Origin of the sequence: Arthrobacter sp. NPDC058097, assembly GCF_042884885.1 — a bacterium.
Classification (GTDB): Bacteria; Actinomycetota; Actinomycetes; order Actinomycetales; family Micrococcaceae; genus Arthrobacter.
In genome coordinates, this window is record NZ_JBHVSZ010000027.1 from 1 (window position 1) to 14,775 (window position 14,775).

The 14,775-nt window shown below is 65.6% G+C and carries 15 protein-coding genes; 7 read left to right on the top strand and 8 right to left on the bottom strand.

What is annotated here, in order from left to right:
* Nucleotides 1–145 precede the first annotated feature (145 nt).
* A complete protein-coding gene (locus ACFVTE_RS24285) occupies nt 146–421 on the top strand; it encodes a hypothetical protein (RefSeq protein ID WP_387105270.1) in 276 nt (91 codons plus the stop codon).
* 89 nt (nt 422–510) lie between these two features.
* On the opposite strand, the gene ACFVTE_RS24290 is transcribed toward ACFVTE_RS24285, so the two are convergent.
* On the bottom strand, nt 511–1,212 hold the full coding sequence (locus tag ACFVTE_RS24290; protein WP_387105272.1) for a type 1 glutamine amidotransferase domain-containing protein: 702 nt from the start codon (nt 1,210–1,212) through the stop codon (nt 511–513).
* Between the two features lie 101 nt (nt 1,213–1,313).
* Nucleotides 1,314–2,630 carry a class I SAM-dependent methyltransferase gene (locus ACFVTE_RS24295; protein ID WP_387105302.1) on the bottom strand — a complete coding sequence of 439 codons (1,317 nt, stop codon included), beginning with the start codon at nt 2,628–2,630 and terminating at the stop codon, nt 1,314–1,316.
* A 250-nt stretch (nt 2,631–2,880) separates the two neighbouring features.
* On the opposite strand from ACFVTE_RS24295, the gene ACFVTE_RS24300 reads away from it, so the two are divergent.
* Both ACFVTE_RS24300 and ACFVTE_RS24305 read left to right on the top strand, forming a co-directional pair.
* The gene (locus ACFVTE_RS24300) at nt 2,881–3,348 is read left to right on the top strand and encodes a hypothetical protein (RefSeq protein WP_387105275.1); all 468 of its coding nucleotides are present in this window, start codon (nt 2,881–2,883) and stop codon (nt 3,346–3,348) included.
* 163 nt (nt 3,349–3,511) lie between these two features.
* Entirely contained in the window at nt 3,512–3,979 is a 468-nt protein-coding gene (locus tag ACFVTE_RS24305) for a hypothetical protein (RefSeq protein WP_387105278.1), read from the top strand.
* A gap of 75 nt (nt 3,980–4,054) precedes the next feature.
* Here the strand turns inward: ACFVTE_RS24305 and ACFVTE_RS24310 are convergent, their stop codons facing one another.
* Nucleotides 4,055–4,519, bottom strand: a complete 465-nt coding sequence (locus tag ACFVTE_RS24310) for a hypothetical protein (RefSeq protein WP_387105281.1) — start codon at nt 4,517–4,519, stop codon at nt 4,055–4,057.
* Between the two features lie 368 nt (nt 4,520–4,887).
* Here ACFVTE_RS24310 and ACFVTE_RS24315 point away from each other — a divergent pair, with 368 nt between their 5' ends.
* Complete coding sequence (locus tag ACFVTE_RS24315; RefSeq protein ID WP_387105284.1) at nt 4,888–6,528, top strand: alkaline phosphatase D family protein; 1,641 nt, start codon at nt 4,888–4,890, stop codon at nt 6,526–6,528.
* A 64-nt stretch (nt 6,529–6,592) separates the two neighbouring features.
* Here the strand turns inward: ACFVTE_RS24315 and ACFVTE_RS24320 are convergent, their stop codons facing one another.
* On the bottom strand, nt 6,593–6,946 hold the full coding sequence (locus tag ACFVTE_RS24320; protein ID WP_377950595.1) for a GYD domain-containing protein: 354 nt from the start codon (nt 6,944–6,946) through the stop codon (nt 6,593–6,595).
* Between the two features lie 140 nt (nt 6,947–7,086).
* Between ACFVTE_RS24320 and ACFVTE_RS24325 the strand changes: the two genes are divergently transcribed.
* Nucleotides 7,087–7,338 carry a hypothetical protein gene (locus tag ACFVTE_RS24325; RefSeq protein WP_387105287.1) on the top strand — a complete coding sequence of 84 codons (252 nt, stop codon included), beginning with the start codon at nt 7,087–7,089 and terminating at the stop codon, nt 7,336–7,338.
* A 128-nt stretch (nt 7,339–7,466) separates the two neighbouring features.
* Here the strand turns inward: ACFVTE_RS24325 and ACFVTE_RS24330 are convergent, their stop codons facing one another.
* On the bottom strand, nt 7,467–7,730 hold the full coding sequence (locus tag ACFVTE_RS24330) for a hypothetical protein (protein WP_387105290.1): 264 nt from the start codon (nt 7,728–7,730) through the stop codon (nt 7,467–7,469).
* A 274-nt stretch (nt 7,731–8,004) separates the two neighbouring features.
* Here ACFVTE_RS24330 and ACFVTE_RS24335 point away from each other — a divergent pair, with 274 nt between their 5' ends.
* Nucleotides 8,005–9,009, top strand: a complete 1,005-nt coding sequence (locus ACFVTE_RS24335) for a hypothetical protein (RefSeq protein WP_387105292.1) — start codon at nt 8,005–8,007, stop codon at nt 9,007–9,009.
* Nucleotides 9,010–9,197: 188 nt separating this feature from the next.
* Nucleotides 9,198–9,953 carry a ZIP family metal transporter gene (locus ACFVTE_RS24340; RefSeq protein WP_387105294.1) on the top strand — a complete coding sequence of 252 codons (756 nt, stop codon included), beginning with the start codon at nt 9,198–9,200 and terminating at the stop codon, nt 9,951–9,953.
* A 111-nt stretch (nt 9,954–10,064) separates the two neighbouring features.
* Here ACFVTE_RS24340 and ACFVTE_RS24345 read toward each other — a convergent pair whose 3' ends face one another.
* From ACFVTE_RS24345 to ACFVTE_RS24355, 3 genes are all read right to left on the bottom strand, one after another.
* A complete protein-coding gene (locus ACFVTE_RS24345) occupies nt 10,065–12,413 on the bottom strand; it encodes a multicopper oxidase domain-containing protein (RefSeq protein WP_387105297.1) in 2,349 nt (782 codons plus the stop codon).
* Between the two features lie 196 nt (nt 12,414–12,609).
* The gene (locus ACFVTE_RS24350) at nt 12,610–14,010 is read right to left on the bottom strand and encodes a GAF domain-containing serine/threonine-protein kinase (protein WP_387105299.1); all 1,401 of its coding nucleotides are present in this window, start codon (nt 14,008–14,010) and stop codon (nt 12,610–12,612) included.
* 129 nt (nt 14,011–14,139) lie between these two features.
* Nucleotides 14,140–14,397 carry a hypothetical protein gene (locus ACFVTE_RS24355; RefSeq protein WP_387105300.1) on the bottom strand — a complete coding sequence of 86 codons (258 nt, stop codon included), beginning with the start codon at nt 14,395–14,397 and terminating at the stop codon, nt 14,140–14,142.
* Nucleotides 14,398–14,775: the final 378 nt, after the last annotated feature.

The window sequence follows — 14,775 nt, forward strand, 5'->3', positions numbered from 1 at the left end:
CATCTTCGCCGGGGCCGGGCTCGCGGGTTAGGGCCCGTTCTTAAGTCCGACGGCGGGTGGCCGGCAGATCTGCCGGCCTCCCGCCGTCGTACTTGTGTTTAAAAGTAAGGGAGACTGTAAGCCTCAACCACGAAGGCGGAACACATTGATCAATCTGCAGCAGGATGCTGAAGGCTTCATCCGGATGAACCGGCATTTCCCGGAGAGCATCCTCGTCTCCGTGACCTTTTCCGACGGCTCGGTGGAGGAGGTCTTCGGCAAACGGCTCAACCAGGCGTACGACGAAGCCCTCGCCGAGTTCCGCGCACAGAACCACCTGGACGCGAAGGGCTTCTCGCGCCACCAGAAGAGCCGGACCAACCCCGGCAACAAGGTCGACTTCGTTCGCATCCAGCCCGGCATCGGGACTGCAGCCGGCTGATCCACTGCAACGCGGGGTCACATATCGCCCAATCCGATGCCGGAATGCGGCGATACCTGACCCCGGGTTGCTGCTTAAACCACGGATGCCTACTCGGCGAGGGCCTTGATGACCTCCTTGGCCACGTCCTCGCTGGACTGCGGGTTCTGGCCGCTGATCAGGTTGCCCTCGCGCACCACGTGGCTGGCCCAGTCCGGGCCGGTCTCCACGTTGGCGCCCTTCTCCCGGAGCGCCGTCTCCACGAACCACGGCGTGTTCTCTCCGGTGCCGCCGCCCAGCTCCTCCGAATTGGTGAACACGGTGACTTTGCGGCCGGTGAAGGCGAACTCGCCGTCGTCCGCCGTGGCGCTGAGCAGGCCCGCGGGGCCGTGGCAGAACGGTGCGATGATCTTGCCGACGCCGTCGGCCTCCACGAGAAGCCGGCCGAGGTCCTTGTCCTGGAAGAGGTCCGCCATGGGCCCGTGGCCGCCCGGCAGGACGACGGCGTCGTACCCGGACATGTCGACGTCGGCCAGCACCAGCGGCGCGAAAAGGTCGACGTCGATCATGTCCAGATAGGTGCGGAAGTCCTCCGCCCGCTCCTCGCTGCCGACCGTTTCGGGCTGCAGGCTGAGCTTGTCCACGGTGGGTTTCACGCCGCCGGGGGTGGCGAAGTCCACGTTGTGCCCGGCCTGCTGCAGGGTCCGGTGCGCCACCACCAGCTCCTCGGCCCAGAATCCGGTGGGGTGCTGGCTGCCATCCTTCATGGTCAGCGAATCGGCGGCCGAGACGACCATCAGAATGTTAGCCATTGTCCTTGCTCCTTATGTGGTTTTTCCTGGTTTCGGCGGGTTCAGCCTGCGGGGTCCGCTGACCGGCTTGTCGGGATCTCGCGGCGGCAGGCCCGGCGCGTTTAGCCGGCCCAGTTCCTCAGCCGCAGCGGCGGTTCCTCGCCGCCGGCCTTCTGCAGCACCACCTGGTTCACACCGGTCAGCCCGCCCTCGAAGCCGAGGGCGCTGGCCGCCATGTACAGCCGCCAGATCCGGGCGCGGCCCGCGGACGTTAGCCGCACGGCCTCGTCCCACTGTTCCTCGAGGTTCTTTACCCAGGCCCGCAGCGTCAGCGCATAGTGCCGGCGGAGGGCTTCGACGTCGAGCACCTCGAAGCCGCCGCCCTCCAGCGCCACGATCATGTCGCCCAGGCTGAGCATCTCGCCGTCGGGGAAGACATAGCGCGGGATGAACGAATCGGGATCGTCCTCGGTGGGTCCGGCGTTCCACGAGATGGCGTGGTTGAGCAGCCGGCCGCCGGGCCGCAGCAGGCCATGGAGCTGCGACACATATCGGCCCAGCTGCTCGCGGCCGACGTGCTCCGACATGCCGATGGAGCTGATCGCGTCGTAGGGGCCGTCGTTCACATCACGGTAGTCCTGGACGCGGATGTCCACGAGTTCCGTCAGCCCGGCCTCGGCCACGCGCTTGCGGGCGAGCTCCGCCTGCTCGATGGACAGGGTGATGCCCACGACGTTCACCCCGTACCGCCCGGCCGCATGCAGCGCGAAGCTTCCCCAGCCGCAGCCCACGTCCAGCACCCGCATGCCAGGAGTCAGGCCGAGCTTGCGGCAGACCAGGTCGAGCTTCTCCTCTTGCGCGGCCTCCAGGCCCGTGTCCGCGTCGGACCAGACAGCGCACGAGTAGACCAGCGACGGGCCGAGGACCAGCCGGTAAAAGTCGTTGCCGACGTCGTAATGGTGCGAGATCGCGGCGGCGTCCCGTTTCTTCGAGTGCCGGCGCCCGTGTTTCTCCAGTTTCGCTTCCTCCGGCGGGGGAGCGGGGTTGGGGCCGAGCGCGCCGAGCCGGATACCGGTCTTCAACAGGGTCCACGCTTCCCGGGGCGTCAGCGGACGGAACGGGCCGGGCTCGGCGAACTTGCCGGCGGAGCTCAGCGCGGCGAAGGCAGCGAAGATGTCGCCATGGGCGGTGATCTCGCCGGCCACATAGGCCCGGCTCAGTCCCAGTTGCCCGGGCGACCAGAGGATCCGCCGCAGCGCCCGGCGGGACGTGAACTCGATCAGTGGCGCACCTTCGGGGCCAGCCTCGGACCCGTCCCAGGCCCGCAGCCGGATGGGTATCTGTTCCGTGCCTGCATCTCCCTTGTTGACGTCCCCGGTGCCGAGGACGATGGCCAATGCCATGGCCAGTTTGGGTGCTGCTCCGGCCGTCTTCGCCATGCTCGTTTTTGCCAACCTCGTCGCCTCTCGTCCGCTGCCCAGCTCGCCGACTGCGCCCTTGCAGTCCCGTGGGATTAACGTACACAAGCCTGCCTGCACCGGACAGGGAGACAACCCTGTCTCGCCCCGGTCCTCCCTGCTCCGGCTGGGCTTTGCCTGCGTGGCCTCCACGGAACTCTTCACTCTGGACCGGATTTGGGGCCGGTGGGATGCTGATCACAAGTACCGCCGGAGAGGGAGGGGATACGCCATGGACGACTCGCCGGAGACGCGCCAGAGGCTGTCCGACCGCATCGAAGAAAAGCAGTCCGCATTGCGCTCCTACCTGGAACGGCTACGGCCGCGACGCCACAAGCTCACCGAATTCAGCGTGGCGGGCAGTGTGCTGGCCGCCCTGTTCACTGCCGGCCCGGCGTTCGGGGGCACCGGCTTCACGGCATCAGTCCAGAGCATGTTCTCCCTGGACGATGCTTCCGTGGTGTGGCGGGTCCTTTGCCTGGGAGCAGTAATTCTGTCCGTCGGGGCCGGGCTCGCCACCAACTTCGCCAATTCCCAGGCCTTGGCCGAGAAGGTCACCGCAGCCGAGACAGCTATCGCGCAGCTGGAAGGGCTGCAGCTGTCTCTGGGTTTCGGCCACATTGCCACCGACGAAGCAGCGATGCTCTACAAGCAATACGTTTCCCATGTAGCCTTCGTCGACGCCGTGCCCTCGCGCTGAGCCGCCCCGACGGTAACGGGCGGGCCCGGGCCGTGGCCCCAGTTGCTGCGGCGCCGTCTGAACTCTGTGTTCTGCAACCGGAAGACGAGTCTGGACCCGGCATGGGGGCGGTGGGATCCTGAACCCAAAACGTCGACCGGGGGGAGAAAGGCTGTACTCGACCATGGACGACTCCGCGGATACCCGGCAACGGCTGTCCGACCGCATTGACCAGAAGCAGCAGGCCATCCGCACTTACTTGGGACGCGAGCGGCCGCGCCGGAACAGACTTTCCAACATCAGCATCGTGGGCAGCGCCCTGGCCGCCATGCTTACTGCCGGTCCCGCGGTTGGAGGTACGGGATTCACCGAGGCGATCCAGGGCATCTTCAATCTGCAGGAGGACTCCGTGGTGTGGCGGTTCCTCTGCCTGGCCGCGGTGATCCTGTCGGTGGCCGCAGCGCTGGCCACGAACTTCGCCAACTCCCGAGCTTTAGGCGAAAAGGTCAGCGCGGCCGAGAGTGCCAACGCCCAGCTTGAGGGCCTGCAGCTATCGCTGAACTTCGGGAACCTGGCCGTGGCCGACGCCCTCAAGCTCTACCAACAAGCCGTAGCGCCGGTAGCGTTCGTGGAGGACGCGCCTTCACGCTGAGCTGCTCTTCGGAACACGTACGACGGCGGGTGGCTGGCAGAAATGCCAGCCACCGTTCGTCACGACAAGTTATTCTTAAGCGAGCAGTGCGCAAATATCCGTTACCTGCCCCGTGCCCTCGAACGGACTGATTTGCCTTCCTCTTCCGTCAAGAACGTACGTGACGGAACCAACTGTTAGGTAGACACCCTTTCTGTCCCCTTCCGGAATTGTCAGTACATTCCTGCCAGTCGCGGTTATTTCCACGCGATTTGCGGACACTGTGTTGACGTGGCTCGCGCCTGTAATGCCAAAGGTGACGCTTTCGCCGGTCTTGACGTTGGTAAGCGTCACTTCCTGTCCTGGAGCGGTGAAGATTGTGGCTCCGTTTGCAAGTTCGTTCACACCCGCCTTTCCCGTCACGACAGCTTCGATTCTGTATCCACACTCTCGAAGAGTCAGGGTCACTGTCCCGATGGGTTCCGGCGCGGCAGCAGTGACGGCTCCCGTGCCCGCCACGAGGCCGGTGAGCAGTCCTGTCAGTAGTAGAAGCTTCTTCATGGCAAACTCCGTTCAAAGATTTCGTTGGGGAAATGTGCATGCCAAACACGATGACGCATAATTTGCGCAAGGGCATTAAGTATTTCAGCAATGAATAGTAAGCGGTTCCCCCATTAGGAGCCGCAAATGAGTTGCCGCGAGGAAAGACGCGATGCATCCATTTCCCGCTCATTTACCCTTGCCCGAAAGTAAGGGTCAGCTCTCGGCATATCTTCTTTGATTAATGCCTAGGTGCAGGATATTAGACCCTGCTTCTCTCGCTTGGGAAGACAATTTCATTATTTGTCAAGGAATTCGATCCGGTTGTCACCCGTGGGCTTCATCCGGTTCATCCCGCCGTCGCCGGCTCTTAACCCGGTCCGTCAACGATGGGGCTCATGACTGCTCTCTCCCGCCGTAATGTCCTTAAGGGTGCCATCGCCGCTGCCGGTGCCGCCGCCGTCGCGCCTTCCCTGGTTGTCCCCGCCCACGCCGCCAGGCCGTCCGCGGTCCCCCTGGTCCGCAACCGCCTGACCCTCCCGTCCGGCATCTCCACCGGAGACGTCACCACCAACTCGGGTGTCCTGTGGTCCCGTGCGTCGGGGGCGGGCCGTCTGGTCGCCAACCTGGTGGCGGTCGACGAGGACGGGTCCGCGCTCCGCGGCAGCCGCGCCTTCAGCCGCATGCTCCGCGGAACCACTGCCAGCGACGCCACCGACTTCACGTCGAAAATCGCCGCCCGCGAGCTCCCTGCGGGAACCCGCTTCGCGCTCACCATGCACTTCGAGGACCCGGACGGCAACACAGGCGAGACCGCCCGCGGCTCATTCAGCACCGCGCCCGGATCGAATGCCAACAGCGTCTGGTCCCGCAGCAACGGATCCAAGCGCGGCCAGAGCTTCGTCTGGACCGGAGACACCGCCGGCCAGGGCTGGGGCATCAACGAGGAAATCGGCGGCATGCGCGGGTACGCGGCCATGCTCGCCACCAGGCCGGACTTCTTCATCCACTCGGGCGACACCATCTACGCCGACGGCCCCATCCCCGCCCAGGTCACCGAGCCCGATGGCCAGATCTGGCGCAACCGCGTCACCGAAGAGGTCTCCAAGGTGGCCGAAACCCTCGAGGAATACCGCGGCCGGCACCGCTACAACATGATGGACAAGAACATCCGCGCCCTGTACTCCCAGGTCCCGGTCATCGCCCAGTGGGACGACCACGAGACCCACAACAACTGGTACCCCGGCCAGATCCTCACCGACTCCCGCTACACCGAGCGCCGCGTGGACGTCCTCGCCGCCCGCGGCCGTCAGGCCTGGCAGGAATACCAGCCCATCGCCCAGCTCAGCGACGGCAGCACCGGCTTCGAACCGGCCCGCATCTACCGCAAGATCACCCGCGGCCCGCAGCTGGACGTTTTCTGCCTCGACATGCGCACCTTCAAGGACCCCAACACCGCCGGCAAGGAAACGAACCTCACCCACATCCTCGGCCAGGAACAGGCCGACTGGCTCATCCGCGAGGTCAGCAAGTCCAAGGCAACGTGGAAGGTGATCTCCGCGGACCTCCCGCTCGGCATCATCGTCCCGGACGGCCCTGCCGCGCAGGAATCCCTTTCAAACCGCGACGCCGGTGCCCCCTTGGGCAAGGAACTCGAGATTGCACGGGTGCTCTCCGCGTTCAAGCGCAACCGGGTTAAAAACGTCGTCTGGCTCACCGCGGACGTGCACTACTGCGCCGCCCACCACTACTCGCCTGAGCGCGCCGCCTTCCAGGACTTCGATCCCTTCTGGGAATTCGTCGGCGGGCCCATCAACGCCGGCAGCTTCGGACCCAATCAGATGGACGGCACCTTCGGCCCGGAGGTGGTGTTCTCCCGTGCGGGCGCCTACGCCGGCGAGTCCCCGCGCAGCGGCGAAAGCCAGTACTTCGGCCACGTGGACCTCGGCGAGGACGACGTCTTCTCCGTCAGCCTGCGCAACGCCAACGGCACGGTGATCTTCCGCAAGGACCTGAATCCGGAGCGTTGAGCCGCTGACCGGGCCCGCCGCGGTCCTGAGGTTCGAGGTCTCGGCAGGCTCAACCGGCGCAGTTTCAGTCGACGGTGACCTCGGGTTGCTGAGCGGTGCCCGGCGACTGGTACTTGATCCTTGCGGCCTGACGCATGGCTTCCATCGATTCCTCAACGCTCAGAAGCACCGTCGTTTCGAATGCGCTCAGCGCACCGCCTCCGCTGATGGCCAGTGCCACTGCGGCCATGGAGACGTTGTCGGGGGCTTCCCAGAGGTTGTAGCCGTCGTGGGTGCCGAAGGCGTACCAGAATCCGTGGAGCTTCCCGCCCACCGATTCGATGTAGGCCTGCGCGGCCTTTCGTCGGTCCTCAGGGTTGTTGATCAGCCTTGCCCACGTTTCCGGTGTGTAGCTGAATTTGGACAGGTAGAGCGGCATCGTCTCGTCCTTTCGCTGGAAGCGGGATGAACCCAGAATGGCAGGCCGCTGTGTGGCCAGCAACGGCGGAATTTCCGGGTTTTGGCCGCGGGGTTCCAGGGGAGGTAGCCACCCTGCCCGTCTGGTGGGACGATTCCACTATGAGCGAGTTCTCTCCGGATCATGGACCTCACCTGCATGCGCATTCGGCACCCACCACCCAGCAGATGCGAACTGTTGGCCAGCGCCGCCGGGACGCTGAAGAGAAGCTGGAACAGCACCTCCAGGAAGCGCGCCACAAAGACCACCTGCACGGAAGCGTGCCCGTCACGCTGGCGGCTACTCCGGCAATGGACCAGAACGACGGCGGACTGCCCGACGGGGAGGGCGTCGATCCGAACCCGGGGCGGTGACGGAATCGCCTGCGAATAAGTTTCGACCGGCTCAACCAGCGGAGCGCGCATAACCACGACGGCGGGTGGCCGGCAGACATTGCCGGCCACCCGCCGTCGGGCTTTCCTAATACAGCGGTACCAGGGAGCTACTCGAAGAACTCGATGCGCGGTTCCCCTTGGACTCCAGCGCGCTGCATTGCCTCCTTCAGTTCTGTGCTGGTGAAGAATGCCCTGGCGGCTTCCACTGTGTCGAATTTATGGATGACCAGGACGTTGTCGGGATCATCGGCCATCCGGTGGACGGACTGCTCGGTGACGCCGCCATCTTTCTGCGCGTCGGCGAAGGCATCGTAGACCTTGCGCCACGCGTCGTAGTCGGCAACACGGTGGAGGACGAGTGAAAGGGCCATGGTACTTCTCCTTTGAAGCGAGGCTGCGGCTTACACCCTGAGGCCAGCGGTCCGGGTCGCGTAGCCGGGCGGCCCGGGATTGGACCGCCCAAGGCCGTGGTACTCCGGGCCGCGCAGGGTGTCAACGGTCTTTTCATTGGCTAAATGGCGCACGTCACATTTTCAGCAAAGGACGTAATTCGGCATCCCGTCTGCAAGAATAGCGACGTCATGTGCGGGAGGTCACAAGCAAAGGCGCTTGCGGCCTCCCGTGCCATGCCCTGGGGAGGCAAGGATGTCAGGAATCAGTTTTACGGCCATTGATTTCGAAACGGCCAACAGCCACCGCGGCTCGGCGTGCGCCGTCGGCCTGGTGAAGGTCCGGGACGGCCGCATCGTGGACGGGGCGTCGTGGCTCATCAAGCCGCCGCCCGGCATCGACGACTTCGATCCCATCAACGTGGAGCTCCACGGCATCACCGAAGAGGATGTCCAGAACGCCGCAGACTGGGAGATGTCCCTCGAAGGCATCCTCCAGTTCGTCTGCGAGGACCCGCTCGTGGCGTTCGACGCCGCCTATGACGCCTCCGTGATGCGCAAAGCCACCGAGCACCAGCACCTGGACCTGCCGGCCAAGGACTTCTACTGCGCACTGCACCTCGCCCAGGACCACCTGATCCTGCCGCAGCACCGCCTCAGCGACGTCCTCGACGCCCTGGATCTTCCGCCGGTTGAGCAGCACGAGCCGCGGACCCACGCCCTGGCCTGCGCCCAGATAGTGCCCGCAATCGCCGCCCAGCGCGGGTTCACCACGCTGGCCGATGTCTGGGAACAGCCGACGACGGCGATCGGCAAACGCCGCCATGGCCGGCGCGTCCGCACCGACACCGACCCGGAGGCCGAAGCGCCCGGCGGCGCCGGATTCAGTGATCCCGGCGGGACACCTGGGGGGCTTGACGAGGCGGGCGAACTTGGTGAGCCCGGTGCCAATTTCGCCGTGGTGACGCCCGACGCCGGTCCTCACCGGATTGCCGACGGTGCCGGCAGGGCTGAGCCCGGAAGGGCTGGGGCCGGCCGGGCTGAGCCGGGAAGGGTCAGTACCGCGGCGGGACTGGTCCTGTTCACGCTGGGGGTGGCGGCCGCCGTCGGACTCGCCCACCTCACGGGATTCACCATCCGTTTCTTCGCGGCTGGGCAGACAGTCACCGCTGCGCTGACGCTCGCAGCCGCCGCGGCAACCATGGCGGCGATCTGGGCATGCATCACCCGCGGCTGGCACCGGCTGCGGCCGGGTAGCTGACCCGCCGGGAACTGGCCCGCCGGCAAACTGACCGGCGGCACTGACCGCCGCGCTTCCGGCCTGCCGCCGCCGCTTCATCCTTCCTGTCTGTAAGAATGCTTATGAACCGGGGGCACGGCACAGCTGAACAGCGGCGGGCACCGTCCCCTCAGCTCAACAAGGCCTCGCGGCCGGGAAGGCGGACACCCATGCCCATGTGGGCCCAGGCGCTCTTTTGGGGAACTCTTGCCGGCGGGGCGCTGGTTCTCGGCTCAGGGCTGTCCTGGAAATGGAACATTCCGGCCAAGCTGGTTTCCTCGATCATGGCGTTCGGAGCCGGCGTCCTCATTTCCGCCCTGGCGTTCGAGCTGGTGGACGAGGCCGTGCAGGGCGGCGGGCTCTGGCCCACGGTCCTCGGTTTCCTCGCCGGCGCGGTGGTTTACGTCGGTGCCAACGCCCTGCTGGCCCGGTCCGGAGCCAAACACCGGAAGCGGTCCAAGGACCAGCAGCCCTCCGAAAAGGACGAGCCGGGCAGCGGGACCGCCATCGCCGTCGGCGCGCTCCTGGACGGCATCCCGGAATCGGTGGTCCTCGGCCTTGGCCTTGTCACGGCAGGCACCGTGAGCCCGGCGATGCTCGCGGCCGTTTTCATCTCAAACGTCCCGGAGGGCCTCTCCAGCACGGCGGGCATGAAGAAAGCCGGCCGCGGCCCGAAGTACGTCTTCGGCGTCTGGGGCGGCATCGCGCTGCTGTGCGGGCTCGCATCCCTGGTCGGCTACACGGCACTCGAGACCGCACCGGACAGCACGGTCGCCTTCATCACCGCCGTCGCCGCCGGCGGCATCCTCGCCATGCTCGCGGACACGATGATCCCCGAGGCCTTCGAGGAGCACCACAACCTCACCGGCCTTGTGGCCGCAGTGGGCTTCCTCGCCGCCTTCACCATCCACCACGTCGGCGGGTAGCTCTTTCAGCGCAGCAGCCTGGACAGGAACCCAAGTGACCCCGACGACGGGTGGGCGGCGACGCTGTCGCCCTCCCGCCGTCGAGCTTTAACGAGCGGTCCGTTGGACCGCTCAAGCCGCGGTGACCGTTACCGTCTTTGTGGCGAGGACCTTCGACGTGATCCAGTGCAGGAACTGGACGCTGATGGTGTACTTTCCGGGAGTGGGCGGGTGCAGCAGGAAGTCGAATTTCTCTGCGGCGCCGGACTTGATGATGCTGGTCAGCAGCGGCTGGCCCGCGATCGACGGCTGCACTGCCGGGCCGGTGGGGCTGGGGGTGGTCCAGAACGCCCGGCCGTCGTGGGCCACCAGTTCGGCGATTCTGGCCGGCCTGCCCGCTGCGTCGGTGATCGTGGTCAGCGTGGGGAAGTAGTCCACGTTGACGAACCGCACGAGCGTCGGATGCTTGCCGTTCCGGACCACGTTGGCCCGCATCTGGGAGACCGCCCAGACCTTGTCGTCGCCCCTGGGCCGGCCGGGGATGTTGCCGCCCAGGAGGAAAAAATGCCTTGGCTCGAAGCGGTTCAGCCCCGCATCCTCACCGTTCAGCCCCGCGGCGTGGTTCATGTCGTGCCACCGTGGATCGATGGAGTACGGCGCGATCAGGGTTTCCGTGGCGATGTCATACAGCGGGCCTTCGAACGTATGACGGCGCGTCCCGGCCGGCGCGGGCATGGCCGGATTGGGTGGAGGATCGATGACGATGGCACCGAACATGCCCATCTGGACATGCAGCGGGGTGTTCACGTGGCAGTGATAAAAGTACGTTCCCGCCGAGCCACGGTTGGGGTTGCCCCGTTCAGCAAGATCCGGCCTCCACTGGTACGTGTAGTGCCCCGTGACCTCGAAGGAGGTGTGGCCCACGCCGTCGTTCCGCGGATCGGGTTCGATGCCGTGCCAGTGGATCGTGTGGACTCTCTTGCTGGGTTTGATGGTGGCATGGAACAGTTGGCCCTCCAGCATCCGGACCGTGGTCCCGGGGAATTGCCGGCCGAAACCGTTGCTCTCGAAGCTCCACATCTCATGCTCGGAACCGTCAGGGAAATCGAACTTCCGGTTGAAGAAATCCATCTCCAGCGAGACGTCAGGTTTCAGCGGGAACTCCGTTTCCGGGCTGCCCTCATGGGGCTGGTCGGACGAGAACTCCACCTGGCTCCGGTAGGTGTGGTGTGAGTCCTCGGCCGTGGGCGGCGTGCCCTGTTCGGGGACAGGTTGGGCGGCCAGCACCCAGTCCGCCACCAGTCCGCCCGGGTACAGCCCGCCGCGCGCCGTCTGCGACGGCTCAGCATGGCAGTGCATCGGGTACGTCCAGTCCTCGGTCCGCGCGTTCCATACCTGGTCGACCACCTCCGGCGGCCGCCTGACTGGGATCACAGCCTCCTTGCGTTCCAGGGGCTGCAGCTGGATGGTGTCCTCCCACTGCTGGAGCTGCACATCGCCCTGCGGCGAGACCCGGCCGTTGGACCTCGGAAAGTCGATGCCGTTCGCCCGGACGGTCCACACGTGGTTGCCGTGGTAGTGGAGCTGGTGGTCCACGATGCCCGCGTTGACCATCCGCATGAGGTGACCTGTGCGGATAGCCCCTGCGCTGGGCGACGCGCTGAAGTTGCGCACGTCCGTCTCGCGTGGATGGCCCGAGGGAAGCGTGTCCTCGTGCCGCCGGTCGTTGAACGCCGGGTCCGTGGTGACGGCCAGTGACTGGATGCCGGCAAAGCCGTTGAGCGTGAAATAGTTCGGCACCGGGGGAGTGGCGAGCGGATCGACCGTCTGCCCCCGCGAGGCAATCCGGGCCCAGTTGGAGTCCACGTCGTGGCACAGCCACAGCCACTGGCGTTCGAACTCAGCCGCACCCGGGGCCAGCCGCCACGCGTTGCGGGGGTCGATCACCACGAGGGCGCCGTACAGGCCCAGCGTCCGTTCCACTGGCTGGTTGCCGGGGTCGGTGTACACGTAGGTCCCCGGCAGCGGCGCAGGAAACTGCAGGAGCTTTGACTTGCCGGGCGCCACCGGACCGGAGCCGATGTCCGCACCGCCAGGTCCGGCACGGTGGAACCGCATCTCGTGCGGCTGCGCGAGGTTGTTGTGCACCATGACCTGGATGGTGCTGCCCGTCTCGGCGATTAGGGTCCGGGGCGGAAAGAAGCTGGCCCAGTAGCCCCGCCGGGCAAGAAACTGCCGGGTGACTGCCGGGTCCGGCCGCAGCGGCTGCGGCCTCCCGCGCGGCGGCACCGGCGCGCCCAGCGGATACGTCCTGCTGGCCACCACGCGTCCGTTTGCGGTGATGACCCTTGGGCTTAGCGCCAGTGCCGGCTTCGGATCGTTGACCGCGGAGCGGCGGTCCCCGAAGCCCCGGTGGTAAACCAGCGAGCCGTCCACCATCGCAACGAACCCGTCGTTGATGTGGATGTCCAAGACTGCCATTGCCGACCTCCTGTGTATTGGAGACCGGGTACATATGCCGAACACAGGTCCATGTCGCCCCCAATTGCGCTTACAGACAGCACCCATGGTGGCGGCAGCAGCCTAGGAAAAGCTTGAGGTACCCCCACGTGAGGGGCATGTCCTGACATACGCCCGTTCCGGCGTCGTTATTGGCATTGTTTGACGGCGCCTTCTTTTAGCTGACGACGGCGGGACCGGGGGTAATGCAGGGTAGCCCGGCGGCCGCCTCGAGCCTTAGCTCAAGGTCGGTCATGACCATGGCGGCCAGGTCCCGCAGGTTGGCGTTGTCCTCGGGGGTCATGGCGCGCGGCTTGAAGTCCAGGATGCACAGGGTGCCCAGGTTGTAGCCGTCTTTGGTCTTCAGGGGAGCCCCGGCGTAGAACTTCAGCCCGAACTCGCCGGCGACCAACGGATTGAGCAGGGTCCTCGGGTCCTCGGGCGCGTTCTCCACCACCCACAGTTCGTCCTGCAGTATCGCCGACGCGCACAGGCCCGGGTCCCTGCTGATCTGCTCCACGTCCACGCCGTGGCGGGACTTGAACCAGATCCGGTCATGATCCACGATCGACACGATGGCCGCCGGTACCGAGAAGAGCCTGGCGGCCAGCGCGGTGATCCTGTCGAAAGCGCCGTCCGGGGGAGTGTCAAGGATGCCGTAGCGGTGCACGGCCTCCATCCGCGCTTCCTCGTCGGCTGGAATGAGGGTGGCATCTACCCTGTGCTTTCCGCGGCTGCTCAAGGACAGCTCATACAGGGCCTGGCTCACCTCGGTGGTCGACGGCCTGTCCTCCGGATTGCGTGCCGTCATGGCGGCCAGGAGCAGGCGCCACTCCGGCTCGACGCCGTCAGGGATATGGGGATCGTCCATGAGGCGCGCGAGTGCGCTCTGCAGCGGATCACCCGGGAAGGCCTGCTGCCCGGTCAGGCTCTCGAGCAGCACCAGTCCCAGAGAGTAGACATCGCTGGGCGGCCCGATTGGTTCGGCCTTCGCCTGCTCCGGGCTGAGGTAGCCAGCGGTGCCAAGGAATCCGCCGTCGTGCAGGTCCGGCGCATCAGCCATCAAGGCGATGCCGAAATCCGTGAGCTTGGCGTGCATACGGGCGGTGTCATGCTGGTAGTCGAAGACCAGGATGTTGCCGGGCTTGACGTCCCGGTGAACCACGCCGCTTTCGTGGATATAGGCGAGGGCGTCCGCCACGTCGTAGCCGATCTCGGCCGTGTGCCGGGAAGAGAGCGGGCCTTCGGCAAGTCGGCGCTTGAGATCCGGGCCTTCCACGAGCTCCATCACCAGATAGATGCGGGTGCGGCCGGGCTCTTCGCGGTCGACGCCGGCGTCGAGGAGCGTGATGAGGCTGTGGTGGTTCAGGGCGGCGAGGACCTTGACTTCGGCGTCGTCGTCCCGCGCGGGCTGAGGAGCGGTGTCGCTTCTGTTGATGACCTTGAGCGCCACTTCGCGCTCGAGGGATATGTCGACGGCGCGGTAGACGTTCGCCATGGCGCCGGAACCGATCTGTTCCACCACCCGGTACCTTCCGCCGAGGACTGTGCCTTCTGCAATGCCGGGTTGTACGGCCATTGGGTACCTTAATTTTCCCGCCGGGCCCCAGAGGCCGGCGATATGAGTGCGTTGAAGCGTTGAGACGGCAGTGTGCGTCTTGGGTACACAGAAAGAGCCGATTTGCATCGGCTCTTTCTGTGGTTCGGCCTAGATAAGGCTGGGGGCGCTCGCCAGGATGTAGTCGGCGGCTGCCGGCCCGGTCATGGCCAGCTCGCAGTTCTCCGGATCGATGCCGCGCTCCCTGAGTGCTGCAAAGAGGGAGTCGGGGGCCGCCGGCTGCAACTTATGAATCAGGCACCAGCTGGTGTAAAGGCCGTAAAGTTCGTCCGGGCCGAGAACCGTGTCGGTTTCCCGTTCTGTGGTCAGCGCCTCGGCGATGAATTGTTCAAACTTGGTGGCGTCCATTTTGGGCTCCTCTAAGGACGTGTACATTGATCCGCCGTTTCTGCTTCAGCGATAAACGGATCTCCGCCCATAGGGGCCGTCGATCTACCTGAAACTTATGCGAGACAGACTGTTCTGTCTAGTTGAGCGGGTAACGCGCAGACCCATGTCCCGAGTAGGGCCTACCGGCCAGTACGTGCGGTGTCCCGCTGGCTGCATCCGATGACCCGTCCGGTGGCCCTTCAGGGCGGCCGAGTGCCTTGCGGTCGTGCCTGGGTGGTGGTGGTTTGGGTTCGTCAGTGCTCGATTTGCGGTTGGGTTCGGGGCCGTGTAATGTTCTTCGAGTCGCCGCCGCTGAAGCGGAAAGATAGCGACCGACCCCCTTTCAAATGGCCTGGA

Excerpts from the sequence above, each read along its gene's own strand:
- ACFVTE_RS24290 (WP_387105272.1), bottom strand. The coding sequence starts at position 1,212 with ATGGCTAACATTCTGATGGTCGTCTCGGCCGCCGATTCGCTGACCATG.
- ACFVTE_RS24295 (WP_387105302.1), bottom strand. The coding sequence starts at position 2,630 with ATGGCGAAGACGGCCGGAGCAGCACCCAAACTGGCCATGGCATTGGCC.
- ACFVTE_RS24300 (WP_387105275.1), top strand. The coding sequence starts at position 2,881 with ATGGACGACTCGCCGGAGACGCGCCAGAGGCTGTCCGACCGCATCGAA.
- ACFVTE_RS24305 (WP_387105278.1), top strand. The coding sequence starts at position 3,512 with ATGGACGACTCCGCGGATACCCGGCAACGGCTGTCCGACCGCATTGAC.
- ACFVTE_RS24310 (WP_387105281.1), bottom strand. The coding sequence starts at position 4,519 with ATGAAGAAGCTTCTACTACTGACAGGACTGCTCACCGGCCTCGTGGCG.
- ACFVTE_RS24315 (WP_387105284.1), top strand. The coding sequence starts at position 4,888 with ATGGGGCTCATGACTGCTCTCTCCCGCCGTAATGTCCTTAAGGGTGCC.
- ACFVTE_RS24320 (WP_377950595.1), bottom strand. The coding sequence starts at position 6,946 with ATGCCGCTCTACCTGTCCAAATTCAGCTACACACCGGAAACGTGGGCA.
- ACFVTE_RS24325 (WP_387105287.1), top strand. The coding sequence starts at position 7,087 with ATGAGCGAGTTCTCTCCGGATCATGGACCTCACCTGCATGCGCATTCG.
- ACFVTE_RS24330 (WP_387105290.1), bottom strand. The coding sequence starts at position 7,730 with ATGGCCCTTTCACTCGTCCTCCACCGTGTTGCCGACTACGACGCGTGG.
- ACFVTE_RS24335 (WP_387105292.1), top strand. The coding sequence starts at position 8,005 with ATGTCAGGAATCAGTTTTACGGCCATTGATTTCGAAACGGCCAACAGC.
- ACFVTE_RS24340 (WP_387105294.1), top strand. The coding sequence starts at position 9,198 with ATGCCCATGTGGGCCCAGGCGCTCTTTTGGGGAACTCTTGCCGGCGGG.
- ACFVTE_RS24345 (WP_387105297.1), bottom strand. The coding sequence starts at position 12,413 with ATGGCAGTCTTGGACATCCACATCAACGACGGGTTCGTTGCGATGGTG.
- ACFVTE_RS24350 (WP_387105299.1), bottom strand. The coding sequence starts at position 14,010 with ATGGCCGTACAACCCGGCATTGCAGAAGGCACAGTCCTCGGCGGAAGG.
- ACFVTE_RS24355 (WP_387105300.1), bottom strand. The coding sequence starts at position 14,397 with ATGGACGCCACCAAGTTTGAACAATTCATCGCCGAGGCGCTGACCACA.